Here is a 13,654-nt window from a genome sequence, read left to right on the forward strand (position 1 = left end):
TTTAGATTTTACTTTTCAATAAGTCATAAACAGTTTTATCAATACTGAGATATTTTATAAAATCTTCGGTATCAAACTCTATCTTATCTTTCTTATTCTTTTTTGTCGTAGCGTTAGAAACTGAAAGATAATACTCATTAGCCGAGGCATACAAAGTAAAAACACTATGGTTAGTTCCTTTATCACCTCTTTGAATAATTGTAGAAAGTTGTTCCCAATTGCCTTGTTCAGCTTGTTGTTTAAAGTCGCTTACATTTTCTATATAAGAAAAAGCAGGCAATTCTTCTTCTTTAAACCATTCATCTGCAAGTTCGTTAAAAGGTTCTTTAGCTCTACCTACAGAGGCAACTATTCCCATAATCATAATTACTAAGAATTCAATTACCCAAATAATGGTAAGGAAAACTCCACTCACAGTATTCCCTTTTATAGCCCACGTCCCTTCTTCATTGATAAGTCCTATCAACCCAAAAAGGTCTGACGGATGCCCTAATAAGTACAGCAATTGTTCAATTTGCACATTACTTACAGCTACACCTATTTGTTTATTACCATATACTTCACTCGTATTAATAGCCAAATCAGCCCATACTACCCATTGCAGATAATAAGCGACAAGTGATGCTATGACAGCAAACAAAATAGCTAAGCCATAATTACGTACTTTACCCAATCTAACTACTAAATAACCAACAGTAATGGCTATAGCAAAACCAAAACCAAATGTTACTAAGAAGTTGAGATATATAATTGGGATATACCATATTAAGTACGCATAGATGGTTGCTAATATAGGCAACGCTACTGTACATACTAATATGAAATACACAAATGATATAGGTGAAAACTTCCCTGAAGGTTTGTAATAATTAGACATATTTCAATTATTTAAAACTGTTTACTTACTTTTGTATGAATTAACCTAATTCTGCCATCATTAAATCAAGTCCATCTCTGATAATTTGCTGATGTGGTTGTTTAGATACACATACAAATTCAGTAAGTGCAAAATCTTCTGGTGCTACTTCGTAAGCTCCTAAGTTTTCCAACTCGTCCAAATCCTTATACAAGCAGGCTTTGAGCAGTTGCATAGGATAAATATCCAATGGGAAAACCTCTTCGTACATACCTGTTACCACAAAAGCGCGTTGTTCACCATTGGTATTGGTATTGAGGTCGTACTTTTTCTTAGGGTTCAACCACGAGAAAGTAAGCGAACGTGTAAGGGAAATCTTGTTGGCTACTGGTTTTGCCCAACCGAACAAATCATAGTCATTTCCTTCCGGAATTGCTGTAATTTGGTCGTCGTAAAAACCTAAGAAGTCTGTTTCACTCACCTTAGTACCAGTAAGCACATCACCGCTGATAATACGAGTAGCAACCACGTCCTTTACTTGGTTACTTACTACCCCGCTTATCTGAGCGCCAGCAAGGGCTGTAACGTAGTGAGGCTTCTCAATGCGTGAACCTGTAAGAGCTACTGTACGGGTGAGGTTCACTTTACCTGTTAAGAAAAGTTCTCCTATCACCACCAAATCTTGAGGCGTTACCACCCATACCACTTCACCTTTGTTTATCGGACTGATTTGGGCTATTTGTGTACTGACGTTCCCTGCTGGGTGAGGTCCTGACACATTGTGCACCACTATGCCCTTAAGGTTGCGGAAAGGTGACAACGAGCTGTCTTTGAAAACGGACACGTGTACTTTCCCTGTGGTGAGTTTAGCTAAGGCGGTAAGAGCGGTTTGCAGAGCTTGCTCTTTTCCTTTGAGCACATAGTCGTAATCGGGAGCGAGCGGATTGGTTTTGCAAGCCGACACAAAGATAGCCTTGGGCTTCCCGTCGGGATTGGCAATCACGTCATAAGGGCGTTGTTTGATAAAAGGCCAGCAACCTGATGAAAGAAGGTGTGCCTTGATGTCTTCGCCCTGCATCTCTTCTACGTCTTTCTTTCCATAGTCTTTGAAAGTTTGTTCTTGACTGGGCGCAATGTGTATTTCCAACACTTTACGACGCTCACCTCGTACAATCTCTTTAATGGTACCACTTACCGGAGAAGGGAACAAAATACGCTCATCACTCTTTGAAAAGAATAGTGCTTCACCTGCTTTCACTTCATTACCCTCGCGCAGTAATAGCTTAGGAATAACACCATGAAAATCACTGGGTTTAATACCATACAAAGAGGCAAGCGGAAGCTGTTGTGTAGTCTTATCAGCTTCGCCTTCCAAGTGTATGTCTAACCCTTTTCGAATGCGGATGTCGTTTGACATATCTAAATAATATTAGTTAGTTTTATTAAATTAGGTGCAAATATACAAATTTATTTTTGATATAAAATAATCTACTCCTTTTTTTTAACTCAATATATCAAATTTACGTATAATATCTTTCTATTTCACAGCTAAAAAATAGTCCCTTATTTCATCTATAAACTTTTAAAATTCAATATTTAAACTACTACTCTTTACCTTTACTCTTTCCTAAAATCTTTATTCATAAAAAATACCCCTAAAAGTATCTAAACTTTTAGGGGTTTTATATCTTTTTAATTAGTTATATAGCCGTTTGGCTTTCTCTACTTCTGCATTGCCGTAATAGCAGTGCAAACGTTCGCCAAAGGCGTTGTACAACCCTTACCTCCCATATTTAGGGTACATCTTCATTCGTGACATTGCAGGAGTAGGAGGGTAATACACTTTATAATCTAAAAGCTCTAAATCTTGAATACTTAAATCATACCGCTTTAGTATTTTATAATCTCTCCGTACCTCTTCCCAGCTATATTTATTTAAGGTATCAGTACTAAAAATAAAAATTGATAAAGTATCTTTAGGGAGAAACTCTATTTCTTCTTTCCAATCAGCAGAAGCAAAATTAGTTGACTGGTTAAATTTTAATACTCTATGATTTTTCAATAAAGTAATTGATGTATCTGGATATACAAAATCAAAATCTCTTCTTGCTGGATAAATACTTATTGCACAATTGCTTTGATTTTTGATATACAAAGGATCTATTCTATCCATATAAGGCCACTCACAACTAAAGAGTAACAAAAATATAAATATAATATATACTGTTCTCATATTTTTTTCTTTTTAGGTTTTTTAGTTGGATATTTATCAAAAGGAGGTTCATATAAACTCCAATTTACTCTATTTCCATAATGTTTATTGAAATATTTATTAGCATTTTTATTAGCATTCATCTCATACCATCTATAGTTATGCTTATAAATTCCATCTTCTTTTTCATCACTCATTGCACTAAAAATACTTGGTATCCCTACATTTATTAGATAGGTCAATCCCATTCTTTGGCTATCAATATAGTGTCCGTATTCGTGCATAAATAAGGGGTGAGTTAACACATATTCCGTAAAATCACCTTCTACTTCACCTTTAATATCAATATTTATAAAGCTTCCTATAGAAACTCCTTTTTCTTCTCCACTTTTTTCATTAATAGAAAAAGTAGCTCCACCAAGATACTCTACTCTATCTACTTCTCCTATCATATTCATCAGTTGATTAAAATCACTACCTATAGAAGTTTGTGGGTGCTCCCAAGTATGCCTGCTAATACCCTGCCAAAGTCCTCCCATAAAAGTTCGGTTTTCATCTATGTAAAAATTACCTAAATTTCTAACTCCCATCATATATAATCTCCCAATTCATACGTTCTAAATCTTGTGTGGTTAAATCATAACGCTTTAAATAAAGATTCTCTCTTTTTACTTGTTCCCAAGGAATAGAGTCTATAAGCTTCCTATCAAATATCCATATGTAAAATTTATTATTATTAGAATAATTTCTTTTTTTAAAATCTCCTTCAAGTTCCCAAACCTTACCACTAAGAATTAAAAAATTATCATTAGGTTTCCAATCTAAAATAGGAGGCTCTCCTTTTACCCAAATATAAATATCTTTATTGGTTTCATTTTTGATGTAAATAGTCGAATCTATTATATCTTTATCAGGACAAGCACAGAATAAAGATAAAATTAATGTAAGAATAATTATTTTTTTTATATGGTTCATAGCATTTAAATCTTAAATAAAACTATCATATGTGTATTATAATGTTTAACTCCCATCATAAACAATCTCCCAATTCATACGCTCTAAATCTTGTGTGGTTAAATCATAACGCTTCAGATAGAGATTATCTCTTTTTACTTGCCCCCAAGGAATAGAATCTATAAGCTTCCTATCAAATAACCATATGTAAAGTTTATCATTATTAGAATAATTTCTACCTTTAAAATAACCTCCAAATTCTAAAGTGCCATTACTAATGATTAAAAAATCTCTAGTGGGAGCTCTATCTAAAATAGAAATGGAACCCCTATACAAAAAATAAATGTCTTTATTTGTATTGTTTTTGATACAAATAGTAGCATCTATATTATCCTTATCTTTATCCGGACAAGCACAGAATAAAGATAAAACTAATACAAGAATAGTTATTCTTTTTATATAATTCATAACATCTAAAATTTACATAAAACTTCTACCAAATGAAAAATAGAAAAAATCAGAAAAGTGAAGGGTAAATTTAGACGAATGCCCATTTAGATTAAAATTCCTATTTCTAGGATTCATATATGGTGAAGATGTGTTTTCTTCTTTAAAAGACTTTAAGTCAAAGTAATTCTCACTTCCTTCTGTATATCCTTTTGCTCCGGAACCATAAACTTTATTAAAATATTTTCCTGCCAAACTATTTGCCATAGTTTCATACCAACGCGAATCGTGTTTCTCAGGCTGTATCCAAGCATCCATAAAACTTGGTATAGCTACGGTTGTCATATACAAAGGCCCCATAATTTGTCCTTGCAGGTAATGTCCATACTCGTGTACAAATAGGTGGTCTCTCCAATCGGCTTTAAAACCTCGAGGCCCCGTTATGTAATTTCCTAATGTAAAAGCTCCTTTTTTTATGGTTGTTGATACTGCTACAGCTCCATCAAGATGGGTAACATCCAATACATTACCACTTATATTTAATACGTGATTAACAAAATTTCCTAAGAACACTTGTTGAGACTGCCAAGTCCATTTTGATACTACTTGCCAAAAATCACCTGTAAACATACCTCTATCTATTTCAAAAGCCTTTTCTGTTTCTTCATAATCATAATGATGAAAATTCACTCCATGAGTAAAAGTATTTTCAATAATTTCCCACATATAAGTAAGAATAGTTCCTATAAACTCTCCATTTTGGCCTACATACACCAGTGGGTTATTCAAACAGTACCCATACCTATTAAAGTTTTGAGTGTTAAAAGGGTCTTGTACATAGTTATCGGGTTGTAAGAAACGGTGTAGCGCAGGGTCGTACAACCGCCCATTCATATGGATAAGTCCTACCGTTTGTAGGTGTTCGTGCCCTGTAAAGCCTCTATCTAATAAAGTTAAACCTTTTAACACTTTTCCCGCTCCATCTTCTACTTTTATGGGTTGTCCCCAAGCATCAAAGTGTCTGCGCTCGGCTATATTACCATTCTCATCGGTGAGCATTACTATAGAACCCAAGTAATCTCTATGTAAGTAATAGAATTTTTGCGCTTCACCGTCCGAAATGAGTATCACTTTTACCTTCCATATTTAGGATACATTTTCATTTGTGACATTGCAGGAGTAGGAGGATAGGGGACACGAAACTTCAAAAGTTTACAATCTTCATAACTTAAGTCATAACGCTTTAGTATTTTATAATCTCTCCGTACCTCTTCCCAGCTATATTTATTTAAGGTATCAGTACTAAAAATAAAAATTGATAAAGTATCTTTAGGAAAAGATTTAAAATCATCTTGCCAATCTCCTGTTCCAAATCTACCAGTTTTTAATTTTTCTAATGTATTAGGTTTGTATTTCATAGTTATTAAGGTATCAGGATATAGAAAATCAAATCCTAATTTTGCAGGATAAACACTTATAGTATAAGTGCTATTGTTTTCTATATATAAAACATCTTCCCCTTTATCCATATATAATTCACATCCTGAGAAAAATATTGATATAAGTGTTAAATATAATCTTTTCATAAGCTCATTTTTTTTCGTTTTCTCGGATATGTATATTTTGGAGGTTCATATAAACTCCAATCTACTCTATTTCCATAATGTTTATTGAAATATTTATTAGCATTTTTATTAGCATTCATTTCATACCATCTATAGTTATGCTTATAAATTCCATCTTCTTTTTCATCACTCATTGCACTAAAAAAACTTGGTATTGCTATATTAAGCATATATGTCAATCCAAATGTTTGGCTATCTATATAGTGCCCATATTCGTGCATAAAAAGAGGGTGAGTTAATACATATTCGGTAAAATCACCCTCTATTTTACCATTAATGTTTATATTTATAAAGTTTCCTATAGAAATACCATCTTCTTTTTTACTTTTTTCATTAATAGAAAAAGTAGCTCCTCCAAGATATTCTACTCTATCTACTTGTCCAAAAATATTTCTAAGTTGAGAAAGATCATTGCCTAAAACAGTCTGTGGATGTTCCCAAGTATATCTACTAATTCCCTGCCAAAGTCCTCCCATAAAAGTTCGGTTTTCATCTATGTAGAAATTACCTAAATTTCTAATTGCCATCATATACTATTTGCCAGTTCATATCTCGAATATCTCTTAAACTTAGGACATATTTTCTATCATAAATATTATTCTGACTTAATTCCTGCCAAGAATATCGCTCAATAGTAGAAGCTTTCCAAATAAAAATCACATATTTATAATTTTTATTTAAGAAGTCTCTCTGACGAATTTTTGTGCTATTCTCTGTATGATTAGGTCTCAAGTAGTTGTTCTTATAAACAGAAGCAAAATTTACTACATTTAATTCCTTATCTGTAGCCCTTATTTGTAGGTATATTCCTTCGGAAAAATTATTAACAATTAAAAGTTTTCCTAATACTTCTTTATCTATAGTATTTTCTACACACTCTATAAACAACAAAAGAATTAACCCAATTGAATTTTTTTTTATAAACATTTTTTAATTTTAAGATTTTTCTATTCATACACAATTATCCAATTCATCTTGCGAAAGTCGTCTAGTGTCAAACTATATTTCTTATCATAGATATTATTTTGCTGTATTTCTTTCCAAGAGTAACGTTTTATAGTAGATTCCTTCCATATAAAAAATATAAATCTATAATTCTTCTCATCTTCATATACAGGCACTTTATCTCCTCTAGATTTACTTTCTATAAATAATTCAGGATATAAATAAATTGAAGATGTTAAATATTCTGTATTACTTCCTTGAAAATATATCCGTTCAGAAGAATTATTAAATATGTAAAACTCTCCTAATTTATCATTCTTAAAGGGACAACCTAAAAATAGTATACATATAATTATTAACAATGTCTTTTCCATATCTAAAATATTAATTTTAATACTGTACTAATTACAATAGGGGTTAAAATAGGAACTGCTACATCCCAACCTGTAAAACGAGCTCCATCAATAGGATTCCCTTTGCTACCTTGGTAAGAAGATCCTAATCTTGGATTTATGTAGGGAGACCATTTTCCATTCACAAAAGATTCCTTATCAAAAAAGTCAGAACTTCCTTTCTTATATCCTTTTGCGCCAGAGCCATATAATCTATCAAAATGCTCTGCTCCCATTTTGCTGGCTTGTACCTCAAACCAACGTGTACTATGATCTGAACCTCCTATTTTTTGAGTACTTGCTAAACTTGTGGTAGCTACAATAGGCAAATAAAAAGCTCCAAAGTATTGGCTTTGTATATAGTGTCCATATTCGTGCACAAATAAATGGTCTCTCCAATCTGCTTTAAAATTATCCGGTCCAAAAATATAGTTTCCAATAGTAAATGCTCTCCCTTCTGAATTTACGCCACTCAATGCTACAGCACCATCTAAATGTGAAACACCATTCACCAACCCCCAACGGTTAAGTTCTTGTCCTAAGAAGTTACCTGCAAGCGTATTTACAGCTCCCCAAGTCCACTTGTTCAATATCTGCCCAAAATCACCTGTAAACATACCTTTGTCTATTTCCCACGCTCTTTCCGTTTTTTCATAACTATAATGATGAAAATTAACTCCGTGAGTAAAAACATTTTCAACTGTTTCCCACATATGCGTAAAGATAGTTCCTAATAGAAACTCCCCATTCTCATCCACATACACCAGTGGGTTGTTCAAACAGTACCCATATCTATTAAAATTTTGAGTATTAAAAGGGTCTTGTACATAGTTATCGGGTTGTAAGAAACGGTGTAACGCAGGGTCGTACAACCGTCCATTCATATGGATAAGTCCTACCGTTTGCAGGTGTTCGTGCCCTGTAAAACCTCTATCTAATAAAGTTAAACCTTGTAACACTTTTCCCGCTCCATCTTCTACTTTTATGGGTTGTCCCCAAGGGTCAAAATGGCTTCTTTCAGCTATATTGCCGTTCTCATCAGTGAGCATTACAATACTTCCCAGATAGTCGCGGTGTAGGTAATAGAGTTTTGAGGTTTCTCCGTCCGAAATGAGTATAGCAGGAGCACTATAGGCATCACCGCCTAAGTAAAATATAAACTTGGTGCTGTTATCGGTTTTGTTACATACTATCTCTACACTACCGTCGTGGCTGTAGTGTTTAAGCATTGGGCGTTTGGCTTTTTCTACTTCGGCATTGCCATAATAGCAATGTGAACGTTCACCAAAGGCGTTGTATTCATAGCTTATTCGCTCTTTATCCTTTACATATATCTGCTCTGGGGCTTTAAAAGCGTTATACCTTACAGTGGGCAGTGGGTGTTTTTCTAAATACGTCTCACCTGCTTCATTAGTAGTGAGTTTTTGCTGTTGGTAGCCATTGCGTGTGTATTCATAGGTACCTATGGCACTGTTTTCGGTAATGCGACCCCGTTCGTCGTATTGGTGGGTGGCATTGCCCCAGCGGGTGAGGCGGTCGGTGGTGTCATACGCAAATTCTTCTTTTTGGTTATAAAAACTATAAGTACGATGATTCAGCAGTCCTCGTTGTGGGTTGAAATCGTATTGCAATACGTTCAGCGGAGTATCTTCCCGTTGTACAGTTTGCATTTTAGGAAAATGACTGTTGTACTGGAAATTCTCTTGGGTCTTTCCTTTGTGAAGGCTCAGCGGTTGTCCGTATTCGTTACTTGCGCTCAGTTTCCAAAGGGTCGCTCCGCTGGCTGTTTTCATTTCTATGAGTTCCCCATTCTCGTAGCGGTATTGCACGGCACTGCTCACACGCTTGCCTGCCGTTTGGGCGGTAGTGGTTTCTTGTTGTACACGTCCAAAGGCATCATAAGTATAGTTTTTAGTAAATACCGCTTGCGGGTTGGTTTCGGTAGTTTGAACCAATTGTTTGAGTCCGTTATACTCATAGCGGTAACTGTCGTTATTGCCGTCTTTGTTTTGGTTGTCTATTTGGGTGAGCAGTTTGTCGGCGTTATAAGTATAGCGTATGTGCATATCGGTATAATCGCCCGTAATATGTTTTTCACTCAGGCGGTCGGTACCTTGTTCATAGCTAAAGGTGGTCTTACCCTTAGGGGTCGTTTCTTCGGTGAGGTTACCCCACGTGTCGTATTGATAGGTATATCGCCCTGCCGAAGGGTCGGTAAGGCTTGTTTTGCGTCCCCAGCCGTCTTGGGTTATCTTTTGTATGGCACCTCCATAGTCGGCTGTTTTTAAGCTACCATTGGCAAAGTAGCTATAGCGCACAGTACCGCCCGTATCTTGGTGTTCTACAATGTTACCTTGGGCATCGCGGGTGCTTATCACTTGTTGCTGTCCGTCATCAGCGGTAGTTTTGAGTTTGTCGTAGGTAAAACGGGTTATTTTACCTTCGGGACTGGTGATAGTGGTAGGTCGTCCATATACATCGTATTCTGTCCTCTTCGCCTTTTGAGAAGCACCTCCTGGGTGAGGGGCACTCACGCTCATTAGTTGCCCTATACCGTCGTACTCGTAGCTAACCGCATAGTGGTTGTTAAAAGCATCGTTACTCTCTTTTTCTAACAACCAGCCTAAAGTGTTATAGCTCTCTGCACTGTAAGCACCTTCTTCGTTCTCGGTAATGTTCTTAAAAATACTTCCGTCAAAGCTATAGCGCATCGTGGTTTTCTTGCCTAAGAAATTCGTGGTTTGGGTAGGTCTACCCCAAAGGTCATAGGCGTAAAGAGTACTTTGTCCTAATGGAGTCGTTTCGCTTTCCAGCAGACCTCTATTGTTATAGCTAAACTTGGTTACCTGTCCTTCGTGGTCGGTATGAGCTGTTACAAAACGGTGGCTTGGGTCATAGGTATAGCGTTCGGTACGTTGTTGTCCGTCTTCAGCAGTGGCAGTTTGTTCTATTACGTTGCCGTACTCATCATAACCATAAGAAGTAGTACGCCAACCCGTACCATTGCCTTGGGTTTTATGGGTAGTGAGCAAACCTTTCTCATAAGCAAAAGTTTCAGCGGTGCTAAAACTATCGCCTGACAAGGTGGTGGTCGTCTCTTTCTGTTGAGGTAAGCCTGAAAAATACGGACTCTCGCTCTTTGGTAAATAGCTCACGCGCGTACTTTGGCTATAGCCGTCCGTTTGGGTGCGTTGTTCCGTGAGGTTACCGTCCGCATCATAACTAAAATTATTGGTAGTCGTTAGTCCCGAAAGTTTATCTTCAGTGGTTTGCTGGGTAAGTTGTAGTTTAAAGACCTTGCTAGGACTAAGGTCATTGTATTGGTAAATGGTATGCTGTATATTTTGTTCTTTAAGTGTTGATTCTATAATATCATACCGCATTCCTTCTAAGGTGTATTCTTCTGTCAAAGCTCCTCTTAAATGTGGGTTCATCACTTTATGCTGGTATAAAGTTTTCCCTAATCCATATTGGTCATTAGGCTCATACCAATCTGTACTTCCAATACCCGAAAAACCAAGAAAACCTAACCCCTGCATATGGCTAACAGCATTATAATAAGCAAACCTACGCTCTGCTTTAGGAATTTTTATACCTTCTCGTTCTAATTTAGCAACTAATCCTATAGAACGTATATTGCTAATAGTCATATAAGGATATCTTTCAGTTTCTTGTTTGCCATAGTAAACTGACATATCCTTCCCTTTATTAGAAACAGTAGCCATTGGTTGATAGGTAACTGAGTAGTTTGTCTCTCCATTATTCACCTTTCTCAATAACATATCTTCTCTATTGTTTTCATATAAAGAGTAGTTCCTAATCTTATTTCCTGAAAAGAGTGAGATATCTATGATCCTATCGCGCTCATCAACTGACGAGAATATGATATGAGGTCTTGCCTGATTTCCTCCTTCCAAAGCAAGAGTTTTTCCTTTTTTCTTAAAAGAAAGCCTCCCTACCTCAAATACATTCGCAAACACATTAAAAGTACTTACTATTTCGTCTCCTTTGTGATCTATTAGAGTATAATATTGTATAATATCAGTCTTTCCATCACTGTTAATATCAATAGGTATAAGGCTATAGCTATGCTTATGATAGCCATAGGTTGTATGAAAAATTTTTCTACGAACTATAACTTTTTCTACATATAGTTTATTAAAAGTAAAGTCAAAATATTGTTCTAAAGGAAAAAAACGTATCCCTTCATTAACTAATAACTCAAATCGATTACTCCTATCAGCAGTAGGAAGCAGAAAGTCTATTTTTCCATCTCCATTAAAATCACCAGCTATAGGGTGAAACTCATCTACTTTTATATAGGGACTGTGATACTGATTGATAAGCTTTAAGTCATAAGGATAAGGCTTTGTTATTTCATATATGTACATTGCTCCTTTAGTAATGACAATAATATCGGTTTTCCCATTACCATTTACATCCATTGTCCAAACTAAATCACCTTTTTGTAAATATACATATCCTATTTTCTTAGTGTGGCTATTATATCTTAGTTCTTGATTTAAATCTATAAGATGAACTCCTCCCCCTACATCTCTATATTCACAAGTACATATCGTTTCTCTTTGTTCTACCAACCTTTTCATACGTGACTCACATATTTTAAAAGGATATTCAATCGCTATAATATTAGTAAGCCCATCGCCAGTAAAGTCTCCCGATACTAATTTGAAATCTTTATTGTATAAGTCATAAGTTATAGGAGGTACGGGGCGAACATCGCTCGCAAAACCTCTACAATGCTCTTCTTCATTAGGATAAGCAGGAAAATAGAAACGTATTGGCTCCTTAGGAATTAAAGAGTTTGTCCCTCTTATATAAGGTCTTAGTAATATCCTGTTTTCTTCATACTGGGCAGTTACAATGCCTTGCCCCTTAGAAATACTAGAAACAAGCATATCTTTTTTAAGAATCTTCACAGGAAATAGTTCCTTAAAAGTGTGTCCCATATCAACCTCTATAGGAGAGTATAAAGGTGTTCTTCTATATTCCTCAAAAATATATAAATCTCTGTTAGCTCTTTCTCCTGTAGTAGGATATAGTACAAAATCGGTATAATTATCGCCATTAAGGTCAAGAGGCACAACAGTAGAATTAACATTGTTTACCTGTGATATTGTTGTTTGCCCTATAGCACCTTTATTTATTTTAAACTCTTCATTAGGGTTTACGGTATCCCAGTATTGAAAAATTATTGGAGTGCGTTTTTCTCCTTCTACACCTTCCTCTACTGATACCAATCGATTATAATCTAAACTATTAACGTTGTATTTCAGTTCATAATCTCTATAAGGGGTATTATTGTCAGTTACAATAATAGCCGATAATATCTTATCGTTTATAGACGCTATACCTCCTACATAGGCATTCTCTGTACGATTACGAGCTATATATTTAAAACTAACCGTATGAAGCGCATTGTCCTTTCCTCCATATTCAATACGGCTTATAACCATATGGTTATTTTCTATGGTGTAATAATACTCAATGCTTATCCCTTGTGCATTCTCCCAATGAGAAAGTGCATATTCCAATACACTTTGTGCTCTATTTCCCTTGTGATTTCTTCCATAATACGCTTTAGAGCCATCAGGGTAAAGTACCTCAAAGTAATCAGGTCCAAAAGCCACGTTCTTGCTCTTGCCCACTGCCTTAATACGTACTTGCGAGAAAGTTTCAGTCTCGTACACCGATCCACTCTCGCCGTGTTTGCCTTCTTTCAGCATCAATCGCTGTCCGTCCAACGCAAACTGGTCTGTTTCCGTAAGGTTTACTTCGGTAATGTTGTCGTTGTGATACATTGTGCTCCCCACTCTGCTTATCACCGAAAGCCCCGCTAAGTGCCAACCGTAACCCGCAATGCCGTTACCACTCTGGCTATTGTAGGTCAATGCCAACGTAGGTGCTACACCTCCTATGCCTTTAGGTACCACAATAGGCACGGTATACACTGCAGCACCTGTGCCTGATACACTCAGTTCACCCGTAGTCAAGCCCACAGTATTAGCACCTCCTCCTCTTGCGGTAATACTGCTCCCCGAAGAAAGCATTGTTTCTGTAGGAGTATAAGTATTGCCTTCACTGAAAGATTCCCACGGAATAGTTCTATAGGGTAATTCTTCTTGTGAAAAGCAAACTAACGTATAACAAACAGATAGTAATAATAACAACTTTTTCATATGCTTAATCATTTATAACTTAA

The 13,654-nt window shown here is 35.9% G+C and carries 12 protein-coding genes; all 12 read right to left on the reverse strand.

Annotated elements, in window-relative coordinates; genetic code table 11:
- Position 1: 1 nt before the first annotated feature.
- Positions 2-877 carry a hypothetical protein gene (locus COCH_RS00230; protein WP_012796847.1) on the reverse strand — a complete coding sequence of 292 codons (876 nt, stop codon included), beginning with the start codon at positions 875-877 and terminating at the stop codon, positions 2-4.
- 40 nt (positions 878-917) lie between these two features.
- Entirely contained in the window at positions 918-2,273 is a 1,356-nt protein-coding gene (locus tag COCH_RS00235; protein WP_012796848.1) for a Na(+)-translocating NADH-quinone reductase subunit A, read from the reverse strand.
- 363 nt (positions 2,274-2,636) lie between these two features.
- Entirely contained in the window at positions 2,637-3,089 is a 453-nt protein-coding gene (locus COCH_RS00240; protein ID WP_012796849.1) for a hypothetical protein, read from the reverse strand.
- On the reverse strand, positions 3,086-3,661 hold the full coding sequence (locus tag COCH_RS00245) for a hypothetical protein (RefSeq protein WP_223375684.1): 576 nt from the start codon (positions 3,659-3,661) through the stop codon (positions 3,086-3,088). Before COCH_RS00245 ends, COCH_RS00240 begins: the two co-directional genes overlap by 4 nt.
- The gene (locus COCH_RS00250) at positions 3,648-4,043 is read right to left on the reverse strand and encodes a hypothetical protein (protein WP_012796851.1); all 396 of its coding nucleotides are present in this window, start codon (positions 4,041-4,043) and stop codon (positions 3,648-3,650) included. The genes COCH_RS00245 and COCH_RS00250 overlap by 14 nt, the downstream gene beginning before the upstream one ends.
- A 45-nt stretch (positions 4,044-4,088) precedes the next feature.
- Positions 4,089-4,490 carry a hypothetical protein gene (locus tag COCH_RS00255; protein ID WP_012796852.1) on the reverse strand — a complete coding sequence of 134 codons (402 nt, stop codon included), beginning with the start codon at positions 4,488-4,490 and terminating at the stop codon, positions 4,089-4,091.
- 12 nt (positions 4,491-4,502) lie between these two features.
- Positions 4,503-5,600 (reverse strand): RHS repeat domain-containing protein, encoded by a 1,098-nt coding sequence (locus COCH_RS12280; RefSeq protein ID WP_223375685.1) that lies wholly within the window; start codon positions 5,598-5,600, stop codon positions 4,503-4,505.
- Between the two features lie 2 nt (positions 5,601-5,602).
- Positions 5,603-6,055, reverse strand: coding sequence for a hypothetical protein (locus tag COCH_RS00265; protein ID WP_012796853.1), 453 nt, complete (start codon positions 6,053-6,055; stop codon positions 5,603-5,605).
- Positions 6,052-6,624 carry a hypothetical protein gene (locus COCH_RS00270; RefSeq protein ID WP_041546586.1) on the reverse strand — a complete coding sequence of 191 codons (573 nt, stop codon included), beginning with the start codon at positions 6,622-6,624 and terminating at the stop codon, positions 6,052-6,054. Before COCH_RS00270 ends, COCH_RS00265 begins: the two co-directional genes overlap by 4 nt.
- On the reverse strand, positions 6,611-7,021 hold the full coding sequence (locus COCH_RS00275) for a hypothetical protein (protein ID WP_012796855.1): 411 nt from the start codon (positions 7,019-7,021) through the stop codon (positions 6,611-6,613). The genes COCH_RS00270 and COCH_RS00275 overlap by 14 nt, the downstream gene beginning before the upstream one ends.
- Before the next feature lie 20 nt (positions 7,022-7,041).
- The gene (locus tag COCH_RS00280) at positions 7,042-7,413 is read right to left on the reverse strand and encodes a hypothetical protein (RefSeq protein ID WP_012796856.1); all 372 of its coding nucleotides are present in this window, start codon (positions 7,411-7,413) and stop codon (positions 7,042-7,044) included.
- Positions 7,414-7,415: 2 nt separating this feature from the next.
- Entirely contained in the window at positions 7,416-13,631 is a 6,216-nt protein-coding gene (locus COCH_RS00285; RefSeq protein ID WP_143713196.1) for an RHS repeat-associated core domain-containing protein, read from the reverse strand.
- Positions 13,632-13,654 lie beyond the last annotated feature (23 nt).

The sequence above is a fragment of the Capnocytophaga ochracea DSM 7271 genome, from assembly GCF_000023285.1.
In the GTDB taxonomy this organism is placed as follows: domain Bacteria; phylum Bacteroidota; class Bacteroidia; order Flavobacteriales; family Flavobacteriaceae; genus Capnocytophaga; species Capnocytophaga ochracea.